Origin of the sequence: Haloferax sp. Atlit-48N (assembly GCF_003383015.2) — an archaeon.
GTDB lineage: Archaea > Halobacteriota > Halobacteria > Halobacteriales > Haloferacaceae > Haloferax > Haloferax volcanii.
In genome coordinates this window covers 159458-175927 of record NZ_CP137692.1, presented here as the reverse complement: position 1 = coordinate 175927, position 16470 = coordinate 159458, and the positions used below count along the sequence as shown (strand labels likewise).

The window sequence follows — 16470 nt, the reverse complement described above, 5'->3', positions numbered from 1 at the left end:
TATTTAGTTGATGCTTATCTGTGAGAATATAAGGTGTGTCTTTGATATACAACTGGTAACTAACTGGCCTCCATCCGAAGCAATCCCGCAAGTAATCGTAGCTAATCAGATTATACCTTGCAATAATGATTATCACCTTAACGAGGGCTTTCCTGAGATATGGTACGACTAACCGATGGAGACGACGACGAATCCGCCGCGGATTCGGACTCCATCCTCGAATCGCAACTCAACAGGCGGAACTACCTCAAACTCGGTGCGATGGCCGCATCGACTGCCCTCTCTGCCGGCGTCGCGTCGGCTGCGTCTGGACCAGAGGAGCGCTTCGGTATCCAATGGGACCGCGTCGTCAACGCGGTGGACGACCTTGGAATGGACCCCAACGGAAACGAACCGATAGACGACCAACTCGATTCCGCGTACGAGAGCGGGACGCTCATCGAATTCCCTCCGGGTGAGTATCTCGCCACCGAGACGCAGTACTGGAACGACGACGTCTCACGCTTCGGGATGGTCGGCACCGGTAGCTCTCACAAGGACGTGCAGTTCGTCTTCCCGTCGGGCAACAACGGCGAGAAGTACCGGTTCCTCGAAATCACGAGCGGGGACCACCACGTCCTGAAGAACTTCTCCATCCAGCAGACCGACGACGACACCACCACGGCGGACATCTGGATGATAAACGACGACGGCGGCCTCATCGAAGACGTCGAGTGGCTCGGCCGCACCCCCACCGACAACAACGCTCGCCGCCAGCTCCTCGCGTACGACTGTTCCTCCGTCGACGGCGTCAACGTCGCCCGCCGCGTCTACATGCGCGAGGGTGCCGAGCTTCCGGGCTACCCCGACGGCGTCGCGGGCATCCGCGTGCAGGGCGGCTCTGTCGGCGAAATTCGCCTCGTGGACTGCCACATCGAACAGCGCGGGTCGTCGTCGTTCCGCGCGACCCACACCCGCGGCGTCCTCCGCGTCGAGGGCGGCCTGTTCAAGAACAACGACAACACCAACATGCGCATCTCCGCGGGCGACCACCCCGAAAAGACCTCGTGGATCAAGGGCGCGACCGTCATCATGGACGCGGACAACCTCAACGAGCACGCCCGCGACGGCGACAGCCTCGACAGCCCCGAGGGGCTCCGCATCGACTCCACCGGCAACGGGTACGCGGGCGTTCTCATCGAGGACTGCGACTTCATCTTCAAGTCCTGCCCCACCTCGCGCGGCATCGTCTCGTCGCCGACGTGGGCCGGCCACGGCGGCTTCACCCTGCGCAACTGCCGCATCCAGAACGACACGTCGGTCCAGACGATTCACGCCGACTCCGTCGACACCGACACCGCGGACAAACCGTGGGGCGTGAACCTCGAAAACGTCTCCATCACGGGCAGCACGCGGTCTCAGCCCGCCGGCGCGGCGGTCTGCATCGACAACGACCGCAACGGCTCGACCGTCCAGAACAGCTGTATCCACTTCCCGAACGGCGACGTGGACGGCGTCCTCGTCAACGACGCCACGAACTGCGAAATCGTGGACTCGAACATCAACGTCTCCGGGCAGGCGACGGTGTTCAGCGGGGCCGACGTGGACACGAGCAACATCACGAGCGGCGATTCCTGTCCGCTCCCGAGCGCCGATGGCAGTACCGGCGGCGACTCGTCGACGACGGACGACTCGACGGATTCGACCGACGACTCCACGACCGAGCCCCTCCCGAACGAGATTCGACTCGTCGGCACGGGCACGACGACCCAGTACGAGTTCACGGTGACGGACTCGCTCCAGGCGTCGGGCGACACCATCGAGGAGTGGGACGACATCGAAAGCGGCACCGCGACCGGCTGGATTACGACCGACGGCGTCGAAGACGCCTACACGTTCTCCGGCGACATCGACTCGTTTTCGTTCCTCGAAGGCGAGTCCGAGATTTACGTCAACGGCGAGCAGGTGTCCGAGAGTACCGTCACGGGCGCGACGACCGACGACTCCACCGATTCGAACACGGACGGGTCGACGGATTCGACCGACGACTCGACGACCGACTCCACCGACCTCTCGCACGAACTGCGCCTCGTCGGTACGGGCACGCAGACCCAGTACGAGTTCACCGTCAGCGACGCGCTCGAAGCCTCGGGCGACACTATCGAGACGTGGGACACCATCGACGGCACCTCCGCCAGCGGGTGGATTACGACCGCGGGCGTCGAGGACACGTTCAACTTCGCTGGAAGCGTCACCTCCTTCGGCTTCGTCGAGGGCGAGGCCGAGATTTACGTCGACGGCGAGCAGGTGACCGAGAGTACCGTCACGGACGCCGTGACGGACTCGGGCACTGACGGTTCGACCGACTCGGGCACGGACGGGTCGACGGATTCGACCGACGACACCACCGACAGTCAGAACGAACTGCGCCTCGTCGGCACCGGTGCCGAGACGCAGTACGAGGTCACCGTCAGCGGCACGCTCGAAGCCTCTGGCGACACCATCGAACAGTGGGACGACGTGTCCGAAAGCTCCGCGACGGGCTGGGTGACCACCGAGGGCGTCGAGGACGTGTACGCCTTCACGGGTACGATTACGTCGCTGTCGTTCCTCGAAGGCGAGGCCGAGGTCTACGTCAACGGCACGCGGGTCGACCCCGCCGTGTTCTCCCTGCCGAACACCCTCGTCGTCGAGGGCGACGGCACGGAGACGACGTACGACTTCATGGTCTCCGGCGACATCCTGAACGACCCGCTCGTCGGGCCGACGGAGAGCGACGACAGCCTCACCAACGGCAAGGCGAAGGGGTCGGTCACGGACGGTATCGACGCCTTCCGGTTCTCGGGCGACATCACGAAGATGAACCTGGCCGGCGACGCGGCGCTGACGTTCGAAGACAACGACGGCTGAGGCGACGCAGGAAAACGACACGACGGCACAGCACGGACACAGAAACTACGCGCGGCGCGCCGCTCGCGCGGTGACGCCGCAGACGACAGAGGCACCCACGTTCGCATTCCGACGCGGTTTTTTCGATGCTCTACTCGACGACCGAACGACCGCCAGCTTCGCCGGGGCCGACGCGCCGCGGGCGAGCTCGCGTTACGCGTCGTCGCCCGCGTCGTCCGCGCCGCCGGCGGTCGGCTCTTCGGTCACGGTGACCCAGACGTACGCCGAGCGGTACGCCGTCTCGGTGCTCGGCTCCGCCGGCGCGTCGCCCTCGTACAGGAAGTAGGTGAGCCGGAGGTCCTCGCCGGTCAGCGCCGGGGCGAAGTTGTGGCGGGTCCGCCACGTCTCGCCGTCTTCGACGGTCTCCGTCCGCGACCCGAGGACTTGCCGCTCGACGACCGTCACCTCGCCGTTCGCTCGCTCGACTCGCTGGAGTTCGGCCACGAGCGTGTAGCTCGTCGCCTCGCCCTCGACGTTCTCGACGGAGACGAACAGGGAGGTCTGCTCGCCGACCGTCAGCGCTTCGGGGTAGTCGGCGGCGACGAACTCGCCCCCGGCGTCCTGCGTGAGAAGCGACAGGCTCGAATACGACTCGCCCGTCCCCGGCGCGACGAGCGCGTAGCCCAGACTCGCGCCGGCCACGATGACCGCGAAAGCGAGCGCGACGTTCAGAAACGAGTCCACCCGCGAGGGCTGGTCGAACGACCGAACCACGTCGGCGTACCAGCGGCGAATCGGAACGCGGAACCGCTCTGCTTCGGGGAGTCGCTGCCGCCGGGCTTCACCGACCGCGAGACCGACGACGATGACCGCCGCCAGAGCGAGGAGGACGGGCGCGGTGTCCAACCCGACGCCGGTCCAGAGGAGCGTCAGCCCGACGACCGGCAGCAGCGCGACGCTCATTCCGAAGGCGAGCGCGAGGCGCTCCGCGAGGCTGAGGTTGGGCTGCCACTCGAACCGACCGAACGACGGTCCCTCGGTGGGCGCGTCCGACGACCCGGCGGGGAACAGCGCGAGCAACAGCGCGTATCCGGGGAGAAACAGCAGTACGGGGAGCCCGACGAGGGCTTGGACGGTCGGAACGACGCCGAGCGCCGCGACGAGGCTACTCGCAACGACGATGACCAGCGCGAAGGGCACGTCCAGCGAGAGTTCGCCGAGCGCCCGGTTTAACCGTCTTTTGCTGTGTGATGTGGACCCCATTACTGGATAGATGACGCGACTAGGCTGTTGTTATTGAGCGCCTCACGCCCCCGATTTCGGCGGTACGAGGTGACTAACCCCCGATTACCTCGTGGTCTGCGACACCGTCGGTCTCGCTCTCGCTGTCTCCTCGTCGGTCGCTCTCGTCGTCGCCGCCGACGCGAGACGACTGCGAGTCGCTCGGCTCGTCCCGCTCGAACGACGCGGACGGTGCCGCCGCGATTCGAAGCGGTTCGTTCGCGCGGCTGTCGAGGAGCATCGCGCCGCCCAGGGACGCAACCCCCCCGATGACCCCGGCGAGGGTCGCTCGCCCCGCACCGTCGCGGTCCTTCGACGCGACGCCGCCGACCAGTCGGAGCACGCCGGCGAGGACGCCCACGACGCCGAGCGCGTAGAGGACCGCCACCGGGTGAACGCCGCCGTCGAGGTACCGAACCCGGAGCCGCCAGAGGAAGTCTCTGAGCAGGAGGAACGACAGTCCGGGGACGAACGTCGAGTACCTGATGCCGCTTTCCTCGTCGCCGTAGCGGGCGCGCATCGGCACGGTCGCGACGCGTTTTCCCGCGACGTTCAGGTTCACGAGCAGGTCGTTCAGGAAGCCGTACTGGTCGTACAGCCGGTCGAACTCCAACTCCGAGAGCGCGTCCGCCGAGACGGCCGTGTAGCCGTTCTGCGGGTCGCGGATGTGCCAGTAGCCGCTGGCGATGCGGGTCAGCCCGGACAACAGGAGGTTGCCGAACAGCCGCCACGGGGGCATCCCCCGGCGGGTGTCCCGAGCCGCGAGCCGGTCACCGACGGCGTAGTCGGCGTCCCCGTCGACGACGGGGTCGATGATGGCGGGCATGATGTCCGGGTCCATCTGGCCGTCGCCGTCCATCACGACGATAACGTCCATGCCGTCGGCGAGCGCGCGCTCGTAGCCGGTCTTGACGGCCGCGCCGCGCCCGCGGTTGACCGCGTGTCGAATCGGGACGACGCGCCGGTCGAGAGGCGCGCCGCCGTCGGCCGCGGCGACGACGGGCGCGGCCTCCCGTTCGTTCTCGCGCGCGGCGTGCCGCCGAATCACCTCCCACGTCCCGTCGGTCGAGCGGTCGTCGACGACGTAGGCGCGGTCGACGAACGCGGGGAGCGTGTCGATGACGCCGCCGACGAACCGCGCCTCGTCGTACGCGGGGACGACGACGCCCACGGCGTTACCGCGATACATCGTCCCTCGCGTGGGTCCGCTGTGGTGAACGCCGTGCGGCCGCCGGCCCACCGCGTCGGGGGCGTCGTCCCCGCGGCGACGAATCGAGCTGGAGAGTGCGTAGGAACATCGATACTTCGACCCGCAGATTGGGCGGTTCGGGTCTTTGTTAGTCGTCAGCAACACGTACGTAAACGCGAATTTCAGGCGTTTCAGACGGTTTGTGCGGGTGTCTAACGTTCTTCGAAACGTGACTGACTACCTTCGAATCAAGTTATTCGAGACTGTCATGAAAATCGGTATGTCGCCCGCAGGGCCGGCGTGCCGGGCGGGGTTCCGTTCCGAGCGAGTCGCCGCGTCAGACGGCGTCTCGGACCGACTCCCAGTAGCTCGACGCCGTGACCACGTCCAGCCCGAGTTCGTCCACGTAGTCCATCGTCTCGGCGAACGCCGCCGGGCTGACGGAGCGCCCCTTCCCGGTCACGTCGTGGTACATGAGCACCGCGAGTTGGTCGTACTGGGCGGCGAAATCGAGCGCCTGCTTCGCCTTCTTCACGTCGTCGCCGTCGGTCCGGCCGACGATTTGCGGGTCGGATATCGCGCCGGTCGGCCCGCCGACCGTCACGAAACCGAGGTAGTGGTAGTCGCTCGCGGCGTCGAGCGCCGACTCGTCGTACCGGCCGTACGGCCAGATGATGAAGTCGGCCCCGCGCTCGAACCCGTTTTCGACGAGCCACGCCTTCGACTCCCTGATGCTCGCGCGCTGGTCGACCGGCGAGAGGTCGCGGAACGAGTCCGACCGCTGGGGGTGGCTCACCATGTCCCAACCGGCGTCGACCATCTCGTCCATCCCGTCCCGGGGGATGCGGTGGCTCGACCCCACGGTCCACGGGATGACGCCGACGACGCCGGGAAAGCCGTGGGACTCCAGTATCGGGTACGCCGTGTCGTACTGGCTCCGGGTGTTGTCGTCGAACGTAATCATCACCTTACCCGCGTCGGCCCGGGGTTTGGCCCGGAGCGAGTCGACGTAGAACCGCGCCGTCGTGCCGCCGCCGGTGTACAGTTGGATGCTTATCTCGGTGACGTTCGTCAGGTCCGGCGACCCGGTGACGCGCCGCGGCCCGAGGTCGAGGCGCTGCCAGCCCGCCCGCCAGATGTGCCGGCCGAGAAGCAGCGTGTTGTCGTAGTCGGGCGCGGCGAGGCGAACCGTGATGCCTTCGGTGTCGGGCGTTTCGAGGTTGACCGCCAGCGAGAGGTCCGCCCCGGAGAGGTCGATACCGCCGTCGAACGTCCGGTAAATCCACACCCGTTCGTCGGCCGGCGTCGCCTCGAGCCGGAGCGACTGAGACCCGCAGTAGACGACGTCCTCCTCGACGGCGAACCGCCCCGCGAACGTCTCCCACCGGCGCTCGTCCTCGAAGTCGTCGACGAGCCATCCGGCGTCTCTGAACCGCTCGCGGCTGTTGAACGCGACCGCAAGCGGGTCCCCCGGCGCGTCGACGCTCGGGTCGTCGTAGCTGAAGCGTGGGGTCGGAACTGGCGGCACGCTGGTCGCGGTCGCCTCGGGCGTTCCGGCCGGTTCTCCACCCCTCGCGACACAGCCGCTGAGCACGGCGGCGCCCAGTCCGAGGTATGAACGCCGTGAAAGATTCATACGGATAACTGTCGCCACGAGTGGATAGTAATGCGACTCGTAATCTCGGTCGCACCGGACTGAACGCGGCGAACACTGCGGCGACGCCGGTTCTGTCCCGTGTTTTCGTACGTCTCCTTCACCGGATTCGCCGCCACCGACGAGCCTTGATTCCGCGCCCCTCGCGCCGTCAGCCGCGGTTACACACCGTTTACCAATCACCTTCCCCGTCCAACTGACGGGAAACATGTGCAACCGATGTTGGTCCCTCTCTCTCCCGCTTTCATCTCGCCCTTCGAGACGACTCGACGCCGCTGCACGGACGCCGGATAGTCGCCCGGAACGCCGCGAGCGCACGGAGGTTCTCCGCCGGTGAAGCGCAGAACCTATCTGCGGACGCTCGGCGCGGTCGGCGTCGGGGCCGCGCTCGCCGGCTGTAACACGCCGGACGAGGAGACGCCGACCGAGACGCCGAGGCCGACCGAGGAGACGCCCACGCCGGAGCCGGAACTCACCGTCTTCGACGCGGTCGACGACCTCGGGATGGACCCGACGGGCCAAGAGCCGGTCGACGACATCCTCGACGAGACGTACCGTGAAGACACGGCCATCGAGTTCCCGCCGGGCGAGTACCTCATCACCCGCGAGCACGACTGGGACCGCGGCGTCTCGAACTTCCGACTCGTCGGCCTCGGCGACTCGCACACGGACGTGCAGTTCGTCTTCCCGCCGGCGGACCCCGGCGAGCGGTTCCGGATGCTCCGCATCACGAGCGGGACGAACCACGTCCTGAAGAACTTCTCCATCCAGCAGACCGACGACGACACCACGAGCGCCGACATCTGGCTCGCCAACGACGACGGCGCGCTCATCGAGGACGTCGAGTGGCTCGGCCGCACTCCCACCGACAGCCACGCGCGCGACCAACTCCTGCTGTTCGACTGCACCTCGGTCGAGGGCGTCAACGTCATCCGGCGCGTCTACATGCGCGAGGGCGCGGCGCTCCCCGGCTATCCGAACGGCGTCGCCGGGATTCGCATCACCGAGCGGTCGGTCGGTGAGGTCAGGATGATAGACTGCCACATCGAACAGCGCGGGTCGTCGTCGTTCCGCGCGACCCACACCCGCGGCGTCCTCCGCGTCGAGGGCGGCCTGTTCAAGAACAACGACAACACCAACATGCGCATCTCCGCGGGCGACCACCCGACCAAGACCTCGTGGATCAAGGGCGCAACCGTCATCGTCGACGCCGACAACCTCAACGAGCACGCCCGGGATGGGGACCGACTCGACAGCCCCGAAGGACTTCGCATCGACTCGACGGGACACGGTTACACGGGCGTCCTCATCGAGGACTGCGACTTCGTCTACCGGTCGAGTCCGTCCTCGCCGGGCATCATCACCGTCCCGACCTACGGGAGCCACGGCGGTTTCACGATGCGTAACTGCCGCATCATCAACGACACCGGCGTCCAGACCATCTACGCGGGGCCGGTCGACACCGATATCGCGCGGGAGCCGTGGGGCGTGAACCTCGAAAACGTCACCATCTCGGGGGCGTGCGAGAGTCAGCCCTACGGCTCTGCGGTCGTCGTCGACGAGAACCGAAACGGCTCCCGCATCGTCGATAGCTGTATCTACCTGCCGAACGGCCGGGTCGGCGGCGTGCTCGTCAACCGCGCGTCCGGCTGCGCTATCGAGCACTCCAGCATCAACGTCAGCGGCCCGCCGACGCGGACCCGCGGCGTCGAACTCGCGCTCGACGACGTGACCTACACCGCGACCTGCGCGTTCCGCGACGAGTGAGCGTCGGGCGCTGAGAAGGCACTGCCTGCGTCCTCAGTTGTCGGCAGCCGTCCGTGAACGCGCTGGATACTGGCTATCGCATGTGGCCCGGTCCGTCCCACACTGGTCAGCACAGTAGCAAACCTTACCCAGTAGTATGTTCTACCGGCGAACATGGCCACGTCGGTGAAGATGGATGACGAGACGAAATCCCGTCTCGAACGGTTACAGGCCGAGATTCGGCTGAAAACCGGGACGCGAGTGACGCAGCAGGAGGTCTTGGCGCGGCTCGTCGAGAACGCCGTCGAGTCCAAGGCGGACCTCATCGACTCGTTCCGCGAGGAGCGCATCCCGCTTTCGGCATCCGAGCGCGAGCGGTTCCACGACGGGATGGTTTCGTCCGGCGTCACGACGACGGAAGAAGACATCGACGACGTGCTGTACGGATGAGCGTCTTCGTCGATACCGGCGTGTTCTTCGCGCACCACGATACGGATGCCGACCGGCACGACCAAGCCGTCAGCGCGTTCGACGACCTGTTCGACGGGGAGTTCGGACAGCCGTACACGAACGACTACGTTCTCGACGAGACGGTGACGCTCACGCGCGCCCGAACGGATTCGTTCGAGGCGGCGGACACCGTCGCCGGTCGCATTCTCGGTGAGGAGCCGTTCCCGAACGTGTTCCGGATGATTCACGTCGAACCGGACGACGTCCGGGCGTCGCTGGAGACGCTCCGTCGATACGAGGACCACGACCTCAGTTTCACCGATGCGACCATCGCCTCGCTGTGTGAGTCGCGTGGCATCGACGCCGTGTTGAGTTTCGACACGGATTTCGACGGACTCGTCGACCGCATCGAACCGGGTCACCGGTCGGTTTAACAGCGCCACGGCGAGCGCCGACAGAGCAACTCCGGCTCGGTTCCGCTGCAAACCGACAACTGTATCCAAACTACCATTTATCCGGACGCGCGCCGCAGTTCGACCTATGGTTCGGCTCTGTCATCGGTACGGTCCCGGACGGCTCCCGTACGCCGGACGAAACGACATCGGCGGCGGGATAGCGATGGCTGCCACCGGGCTGTTGGCAATCACCCTCTGGTTCGGTGCTGCGGGGCTGCTGACCCTCGTCGGCGCGATGAACGGGACGCTCGGGTTCGTCTTCGGCCTCGGACTGCTGGCCGTCCCGGTAGCGATACCGACCTCGTTTATCGTGGGCACGCTACTCTGGCGACGGTTGCGACCCGACGACGACCGCCAACGCTACGGTGCGCTTTTCGGCGGGCTGACTGCACTCGGAAGTCTTGTCACGGGCGGGTTCGGGCCTGCGTTCCTCGCCGGCGTCTCGAACGTCACCCGCGGTGAGATGGTTCTACGGGAGGCCGTCGTCTTCACCGCGCTCCTGCTACCAGTGACCGTGGTTTTCGCCGTTATCGCTGCCGGTTGGTTGGTCGTTCCGCTCGGCGCGTTCGGCGGATGGTATCACGAGCGTGCGAAGGCGCGCTCCTGACGAGGTCCGACCGCTAACCGCGCTCCGCGGCGTTCCACAGCGCCACGGCGAGCGGCGACGCCACGACGCCCGGCCGACTCAGCGACCTCTGAAGTTGAGTCCCGGCGTCAGCGTGATACCGGTCCTCGGCTCTTCCGATTCGTCGCCCCCGCGGTCGTGGTCGGCGGTCGATTCCTCGTCGGCTTCGTCGCCGCCCCGGTTGAACAGCGCGTGGTGCACGTAGCGGGCGAAGGGAACCGGGTCGTCGAGGCGCGCGAGGTCGAATCTCGGTTCGCGGTAGATTGAGGCGGCGACCTCCCAGACGGTCTTGACGAACGACGGGCGCTCGACGAGCGGCGAGTCGTCGCGGCGGACGCTCATCACGTAGCCGAGTTCGCCCCAGAGGTAGTGGGTGCCGACGCCGAGTTCGTAGCCCGGTTCGATGCGGTGTTTCTGCCCGGTCGCCTGCAACCAGTAGTAGTACGGGAAGTCGGCCCCGGCGCGGACGGTCGAGGGGAGCGACTGCCACATCCGGGGGTTGATTTCGATGAGTTTGAACTCGCCCGTCTCGGCGTCCTTGAGGTACTCGATGCACGCGAGGCCGTGCCAGTCGATGTGGCCGAGGAGCTTTCGCGCGACGGATTCGAGTTCGGGGTCGTACACCGAGGTCCGGTAGACGCCGCCGCCGCCGGTGTAGGAGTTCCCGCGAATCTGGAGGTGCTGGAACGTCGCGAGTGGCTCTCCGTGGTCGTACAGCGCCGCGAACATGTACTTGTCCTCGGCCGGGACGTAGTCCTGTACGATGGGGTCGTGTTTCATCTCGGCGTATATCTCGTCGGCGTCGGGTCGGTCGCCGGGCCGGACGTGGCGGACGCTCTTGACGATGTCGTACTCGTGGGGGTCGTAGCCCTCGACGTACTCGCCGGCGACGACGTTGTACCGCGGCTTGATAATCGACGGCTCGTCGAACGCCTCGACCTCGCTGAACAGGCGGGTCCGCGGCATGGGGACGCCGGCCTCGACGGCGGCCTCGTAGAGGAGCTTTCGGTCGTGGACCCGGCGGAGCGTCTCGAAGTCGGGGACGACGAGGTCCACGTACTGCTCGAACTCGTCGCGGTACTTCGAGAAGACGTAGCCGTCTTCCGGCCGCGTCGGGATGACGGTCTTCACGTCCGGCCGGGCGGCGATGCCGACGAGGGCGTCTTTGTAGGCCACGAGGTCGTCTTTCGGCGCGGGGATGCGGACGAGTTCGTCGCAGAAGCGAGACGAGGCCGCCGGCGTGTCGTCGTGTTCGGAGGCCATGACCGTGTGGACGCCCCGCTCGCCGAGCGACCGGACGCAGGTGTAGTTGCCCGATGGAACGAGTACCGATTCCCGGGCGTGCGCGCGTTTGGACATGCCTGAACCGTCGCGCGGTGACGGAATTAGTATGGGTCGGCTAACGGATTCGGGGTGGGAGAGGGGAGCCGATTCGCCCCGGTCGGCTCGGTGGTCGGAACGCGGGCGGCCGTCCGCGACGGGGTCGGACCGCGCCGCTGCGCGAGCGCCGCACCTGCGACCGAACTGTGGATTCGGACGCGACGAACCGGATTCGATTCGTGAAAGTCGAGCAATCCGACGGTTTCGGGTCGGTTATCCACAGCATACCGGGGGACTGGCGAAACTGTCGCCCCGGGACGAACCGACCGAGGTGGCGAGGCAGTCGCTCTCGACCGAAAGACAAAGAACAGTTAGCAGTTCGGCGCGGTGCCGCACGAGGCGACGACTCAGATGGCGCGGGCTGACCGCCGCCTCAGAGCACGTCGTCGTCGAGGCCGCCGGGGTCGCCGGCGGTGTCGAAGAGGTTGTTCTGGGCGCTCTGGACGAAGTCGGACTGGACGCCGTCCTCGTCGTCGACGGGGGCACCGTAGGCGTCCATTCCCATCGAGAGGAGTTCCTCGACGGCCTGTTCTTCGCTGATGAACTCTTCGTCGACGAGCTGTTCGAACTCGACGAGCAGTTCGTCCGGGAGATTGACTTCTACGACGGGCATAGAGACGCGTTCGTGCTCGACATACTTGAGCGACCGGGTGTGAGTAATCGCGGTCTGGGTCTGGTCGTGAGCTGTCGTCGGGAGCGACACTCCGCGTCGCGCGTCAGTCACAACCGCGTGTCTTATCAGTTCTCCGTCGGACCCTCAACCCGACGAACGTCGGGGCGTCGATTGCCGACGCCCCGGACCGAGGGACCGACGTGACACGCGACACAGACCCGGCGACTGACGACGCCACCCCGGCCGAGAGCGACGCGCTCGGCTGGCTTCCGGAGCGCGTCGAACTGCCGAGCGACGAGTGGGTCATCTACCCGCCCGGCGAGCCGCGGCCGGCGAACTTCGCGCTCCGCTTCGAGAAGGCCGTCCCCGCGGTGCTCGTCGGTGTCGACTCCGGCGACTCGCCGGGCGTCCACGTCCTCCCGCACCCCGGCGGTCTCTCCGTCTCGGCCCGGTTCGGTGGCGTCGTCGACGACTCGGTCCGAGAGTTCGACCCGCCGGCGTCCGACGCCGAGCGCGGGGCGGTCGCCGCGTGGACGCAGACGTGGGTCGAGCGCGTGGACGACCGGGCCGAGCGGGCGCGCATCCGGACGGCCTGCGCGCCGGTCCCGAACGCCGGCGACCGCGTCTCGCGGGCGCTCTTCGACCACTTCGGGAGCGCGGACGCCGTCGCGGCCGCGGTGCTCGAACGGAACACCGCCGCGCTCACGCGGGCGTCCGGTGTCGCCGAGCAGACCGCGACCGACTTGGTCGTCCACTACGGCACCGACGCGGAGTGGGAGCACTACCGCCGCCACCGCGACGCCGCCCCGTGACTCAAATCGCGATTTGACTCTCGCGTAGGGTTATTCCCGTCCGCGACGACTTCCGGGTATGTCCCTGACACGACGCACCGTCCTCGGTTCGACCGCCCTCCTCTCGTTTGGCCTCCTCGCCGGCTGTGTCGGCAACGGCGGGTCGGACGACGGCGCGCCGACTGACGACGAACGGACGGACACGCCGACTGACGACCCCACGACCGACGAGCCGACGGACACGACGGACGACCTTCCGGACGGAAACGGCACCGACGACGGAGCCGGCGGCACCCGCCCGTCCGGCGGTCCCGGCATCTCACTGGTCAGCGTCGACGACGCGCCCGACGTGCCCGTCGAACACGACATCGAGATAACGGAGGACCTCGCGACCGACGAGCACCCGCCGCAGGTCCGCATCACGCTGACGAACACCGGCGACGAGGTCGTCGAGGTCGGTGAGGGAAGAACGGTCTTCTTCCAGTACGTCTCGGACACGACGAACGACCTCATCTTCCTCCCCGCGGGCGGTGAGTACCCCGTCGAGGCGGGCTGTTGGCGGCTCGAAGACAACATCGCCGTGACCGAGGAGTATCGGATTCTCTCGCTCGACCCCGGCGAATCACAGTCGGCACTGGTGGACCTCTACGGCGTCGCCCAGTCCGAGGGCGAAGAAGCGAGTTGTCTCCCGGTCGGGGAGTTCCGCTTCGAGGCCGACTTCGCTACTGGTGGGCTCTCGGGGTCCGACGGCGGGAGACAGGAGGCGGCGTGGGGCTTTTCGCTCACGCTGGAGTGAGACACACGGGTTCCGAATACGACCGCTGACCCGTCGCGGGCTTTATTCGGCTCCCCGTGCGGCGGCCGAGTCCGAGACGACAGACCACTCCGAGGGGTCGATATCGTTCCCCTCGACGGCGCTGTGCTCTGGATACGCCGTCATCACGAGATACGTCGCCGTCCCGGAGAGATACTCGGTCAGCCGACCGAGGTTCTCGTCGGCGATGCCGCCGAGGCGGTCCACGAGCATGACCGGCACGCGCTCGGCCACGTCGAACGCCTGGTACCCCGCGAGCGCCGTCGCCAGCCCGAGGAGTTCGACCTCGCCCTCGCTGAGCGCGCCCAGCGACGCCTCGCGGCCGTCGCGGGCGACGACGAGGTCGAACTCGCTCGTCAACCGCGCGCTCTCGAACCCCGTCTCGAACAGCGGGACGATTTCGCGAATCGCGTCGTCGAACGCGTCTCGTGTCTCTTTCTTTATCTCTTGTTTTCGCCGCCGGAGACGGGTTATCTCCTCGGTCAGCGACTGTCGCTGTGAACGCAGTGATTCGAGCTTTTCGGCCTCCGATTCAGCCGATTCGAGTTCCGACTTCGCGTCGTCGAGACGCGCGTTCGCGTACTTCAGTTCGCTTTCGATATCGGTCACATGTTCGGAATCTGATTCGATTTGCTCGCGGAGGTCGTCGATACGCTCGGCGAGTTCGGCGTCGCGTTCGCGCGCGTCGTCGAGGCGGCGTTCGAGGTCCGACCGGCGCTCGCGGAGCTCTCGGAGTTCGGTCTGAAGTTCCCGTTCGCGTCGGCGTCGCTTCTCGCGCGACTCGACGCGCTCGGTGAGTTCCTCGACGCGCTCTCGGCTGGCTTCGGCCGCCGTGGTTCGGCGTTCGATACGCTCGGCGAGGTCGTCGAGCCGCTCGGTCACCGACGAGGCGTCCGTCTCGGCACCGCAGACCCAACACGCGAGTTCGTCGTCGACGACGCCGTGGGTCACGTCGGTCAGCAGTTCGGTCCGGTCTTCGGCCACGACGCGGCGGTTCGCGTCGTAGACGCCCCGAAGAAGCTCGATATCGCGTTCCTGCCGGTCGAGTTCCCGCTTCGCCGCGTCGAGTTCGCGCGCCAGTTCCTCGTCGTCTTCCACGTCGAGTCCGTCGAGTTCCTCCTCGCGCGCGTCGAGTTGTTCTCGGACCCGCTCGGCGGTCGATTCGAGTCGGTCGATGCGGCTCTGGACGCGGGAGCGCTCCGCGCGGGCGTCGCTGAGCGCCTCGCGCGTCTCGTCTCCGCCGGCGGCGTCGGCCGCCGCGCGCTTCGCCTCTAACTCCTCGACCTCGGCTTCGAGTTCCGACACCCGCCCGGCCAGCGTCGGCAGGCGGTCGGCCGCGTCTTCGGCCTCCGAGAGCGCCTCGTCCACGCGGTCGCGCTCGCGGCGCGCCTCGGCGATGTTCGCGTCGATATCCTCGAAATCGAGCGGTCGCGTGAGGAGGGGTTCGAGGTCGTCTCCCTCGCGGACGGCCCGCCGAATCTCGTTTTCCTCGCCGAGGAACGCGAACAGGTCGGCGCAGACGCGGTCGGCCTCGGCGGACAGATACGGCTCGCCGGTCGTCCGGACGTTCCTCCCGTCTCGGGCCAACTCGACCGCGTACTCTCCGTCGTCGGTCGAAAGCGAGACGCGCCCCTCGGTCGCGCCCTCGGTCAGCGGCGACGCCGTCCCGAGGACGGTCGCTATCGCGGCGAGAAAGCTCGATTTCCCCTGCCAATTGCTCGCGCGGACGGCGTTCAACCCCGGTTCGAGCGTCGCGCTCCCGCGTCGAATCCCGGCGACGTGCTCCACGTCGAGGTGCCAGCTCATGCCATTCCGGCGGCCGCGACGAGTTCGAGCGCCGTCCCGGTGTACTCGCTGAGCGCGAGGCCGGCGCTGGAGAGCGCGCCGATGGGGAGCACCGCCCGGAGCCGCCCGCCCGAGTCGGCCCCGCCGTCGGGCGCGACGCCGGTCTCGCGGACGGCCTCCTCGGCCATCTCGTCGGCACCGGCGTGGTGCTCCTGACAGACGAACCCGCGGTCGAGCGCGTCTTCGAGCGGGACCCGCGTCGGGCACTCCGCGCAGGACACCTTCACCTGCACGTCGACGCCGGCGTCCTCGGCCCCGGCGAGTCGCCCTTTCTTCCCCAGCGACGCGAGCGCCGATTCGGCCTTCTCTACGACCGTCTCGCGCGCGATGTCGACGCTGTTTCGCTCCCAGTCCGAGGACGCCTCGACGGTCGGTTTCTCGCCGTCGAGGCAGTCGTTGAGGTGGCGTCGCATCGTGCTCCACGACGCCATCGCGCCCGTCACCTCGTCGGCGTCGATGTCGTCGGTGGCGAGGTCCGCGGCCACGTCGCCGTAGTCGAGTTCGTCGTCACCGACGAGGGCCTCGTACTCCGCGTCGAGGCGCACGTCGGTCACGTCGCGACCGTTCCGCTCGTAGACGCGCGCGAGCAGTCGCTTGTTGAACCACGTCGTGAGCGACTTGTACCCCTCGCTTTCGCCGCCGTCGGCCCCGGTCCACCGCGCCAGCAGATAGTCGTCGACGGAGTCGTACCTGCCGGTCGGCGCGGCGAGTCCGTACCGTTCGATTGCCACGTCGACCTTGCACATTGTCTCGTTGCAC

The 16470-nt window shown here is 67.2% G+C and carries 14 protein-coding genes; 7 read left to right on the top strand and 7 right to left on the bottom strand.

All coding sequences use genetic code 11. The features are described 5' to 3' along the window. Nucleotides 1-159: 159 nt before the first annotated feature. Entirely contained in the window at nt 160-2889 is a 2730-nt protein-coding gene (locus tag DEQ67_RS17395) for a hypothetical protein (protein WP_115862006.1), read from the top strand. 192 nt (nt 2890-3081) lie between these two features. On the opposite strand, the gene DEQ67_RS17390 is transcribed toward DEQ67_RS17395, so the two are convergent. From DEQ67_RS17390 to DEQ67_RS17380, 3 genes are all read right to left on the bottom strand, one after another. After that, complete coding sequence (locus tag DEQ67_RS17390) at nt 3082-4068, bottom strand: DUF1616 domain-containing protein (RefSeq protein WP_199519425.1); 987 nt, start codon at nt 4066-4068, stop codon at nt 3082-3084. 136 nt (nt 4069-4204) lie between these two features. Further along, the gene (locus DEQ67_RS17385; RefSeq protein ID WP_115862002.1) at nt 4205-5338 is read right to left on the bottom strand and encodes a glycosyltransferase family 2 protein; all 1134 of its coding nucleotides are present in this window, start codon (nt 5336-5338) and stop codon (nt 4205-4207) included. Nucleotides 5339-5675: 337 nt separating this feature from the next. Beyond that, the gene (locus DEQ67_RS17380; protein ID WP_115861998.1) at nt 5676-6932 is read right to left on the bottom strand and encodes a polysaccharide deacetylase family protein; all 1257 of its coding nucleotides are present in this window, start codon (nt 6930-6932) and stop codon (nt 5676-5678) included. Between the two features lie 393 nt (nt 6933-7325). Between DEQ67_RS17380 and DEQ67_RS17375 the strand changes: the two genes are divergently transcribed. The 4 genes from DEQ67_RS17375 to DEQ67_RS17360 all read left to right on the top strand — a co-directional run bounded on the left by DEQ67_RS17375 (nt 7326) and on the right by DEQ67_RS17360 (nt 10250). Then, on the top strand, nt 7326-8759 hold the full coding sequence (locus tag DEQ67_RS17375; protein ID WP_115803838.1) for a twin-arginine translocation signal domain-containing protein: 1434 nt from the start codon (nt 7326-7328) through the stop codon (nt 8757-8759). A gap of 153 nt (nt 8760-8912) precedes the next feature. Beyond that, nucleotides 8913-9188, top strand: coding sequence for a hypothetical protein (locus tag DEQ67_RS17370; protein ID WP_199506019.1), 276 nt, complete (start codon nt 8913-8915; stop codon nt 9186-9188). Next, nucleotides 9185-9622, top strand: coding sequence for a type II toxin-antitoxin system VapC family toxin (locus tag DEQ67_RS17365; RefSeq protein WP_115861996.1), 438 nt, complete (start codon nt 9185-9187; stop codon nt 9620-9622). The genes DEQ67_RS17370 and DEQ67_RS17365 overlap by 4 nt, the downstream gene beginning before the upstream one ends. Before the next feature lie 184 nt (nt 9623-9806). Next, nucleotides 9807-10250, top strand: a complete 444-nt coding sequence (locus tag DEQ67_RS17360; protein WP_115862103.1) for a hypothetical protein — start codon at nt 9807-9809, stop codon at nt 10248-10250. A 78-nt stretch (nt 10251-10328) separates the two neighbouring features. Here DEQ67_RS17360 and DEQ67_RS17355 read toward each other — a convergent pair whose 3' ends face one another. Continuing rightward, nucleotides 10329-11627 carry a carboxylate--amine ligase gene (locus DEQ67_RS17355; RefSeq protein ID WP_115861994.1) on the bottom strand — a complete coding sequence of 433 codons (1299 nt, stop codon included), beginning with the start codon at nt 11625-11627 and terminating at the stop codon, nt 10329-10331. Between the two features lie 394 nt (nt 11628-12021). Further along, nucleotides 12022-12261 carry a DUF7120 family protein gene (locus DEQ67_RS17350; RefSeq protein WP_004978002.1) on the bottom strand — a complete coding sequence of 80 codons (240 nt, stop codon included), beginning with the start codon at nt 12259-12261 and terminating at the stop codon, nt 12022-12024. 200 nt (nt 12262-12461) lie between these two features. On the opposite strand from DEQ67_RS17350, the gene DEQ67_RS17345 reads away from it, so the two are divergent. Together DEQ67_RS17345 and DEQ67_RS17340 are read left to right on the top strand one after the other, a co-directional pair. Further along, nucleotides 12462-13073, top strand: coding sequence for a hypothetical protein (locus DEQ67_RS17345; protein WP_115861992.1), 612 nt, complete (start codon nt 12462-12464; stop codon nt 13071-13073). A 58-nt stretch (nt 13074-13131) separates the two neighbouring features. Continuing rightward, nucleotides 13132-13848, top strand: a complete 717-nt coding sequence (locus DEQ67_RS17340; RefSeq protein WP_115803844.1) for a hypothetical protein — start codon at nt 13132-13134, stop codon at nt 13846-13848. 42 nt (nt 13849-13890) lie between these two features. Here the strand turns inward: DEQ67_RS17340 and DEQ67_RS17335 are convergent, their stop codons facing one another. Continuing rightward, on the bottom strand, nt 13891-15672 hold the full coding sequence (locus DEQ67_RS17335; RefSeq protein ID WP_115861990.1) for an archaea-specific SMC-related protein: 1782 nt from the start codon (nt 15670-15672) through the stop codon (nt 13891-13893). After that, complete coding sequence (gene rdfA, locus DEQ67_RS17330) at nt 15669-16457, bottom strand: rod-determining factor RdfA (RefSeq protein ID WP_115861988.1); 789 nt, start codon at nt 16455-16457, stop codon at nt 15669-15671. The genes DEQ67_RS17335 and rdfA overlap by 4 nt, the downstream gene beginning before the upstream one ends. Between the last annotated feature and the right edge of the window lie 13 nt (nt 16458-16470).

Excerpts from the sequence above, each read along its gene's own strand:
- DEQ67_RS17340 (WP_115803844.1), top strand. The coding sequence starts at position 13,132 with ATGTCCCTGACACGACGCACCGTCCTCGGTTCGACCGCCCTCCTCTCG.
- DEQ67_RS17395 (WP_115862006.1), top strand. The coding sequence starts at position 160 with ATGGTACGACTAACCGATGGAGACGACGACGAATCCGCCGCGGATTCG.
- DEQ67_RS17355 (WP_115861994.1), bottom strand. The coding sequence starts at position 11,627 with ATGTCCAAACGCGCGCACGCCCGGGAATCGGTACTCGTTCCATCGGGC.
- DEQ67_RS17350 (WP_004978002.1), bottom strand. The coding sequence starts at position 12,261 with ATGCCCGTCGTAGAAGTCAATCTCCCGGACGAACTGCTCGTCGAGTTC.
- DEQ67_RS17385 (WP_115862002.1), bottom strand. The coding sequence starts at position 5,338 with ATGTATCGCGGTAACGCCGTGGGCGTCGTCGTCCCCGCGTACGACGAG.
- DEQ67_RS17365 (WP_115861996.1), top strand. The coding sequence starts at position 9,185 with ATGAGCGTCTTCGTCGATACCGGCGTGTTCTTCGCGCACCACGATACG.
- DEQ67_RS17360 (WP_115862103.1), top strand. The coding sequence starts at position 9,807 with ATGGCTGCCACCGGGCTGTTGGCAATCACCCTCTGGTTCGGTGCTGCG.
- DEQ67_RS17370 (WP_199506019.1), top strand. The coding sequence starts at position 8,913 with ATGGCCACGTCGGTGAAGATGGATGACGAGACGAAATCCCGTCTCGAA.
- DEQ67_RS17335 (WP_115861990.1), bottom strand. The coding sequence starts at position 15,672 with ATGAGCTGGCACCTCGACGTGGAGCACGTCGCCGGGATTCGACGCGGG.
- rdfA (WP_115861988.1), bottom strand. The coding sequence starts at position 16,457 with ATGTGCAAGGTCGACGTGGCAATCGAACGGTACGGACTCGCCGCGCCG.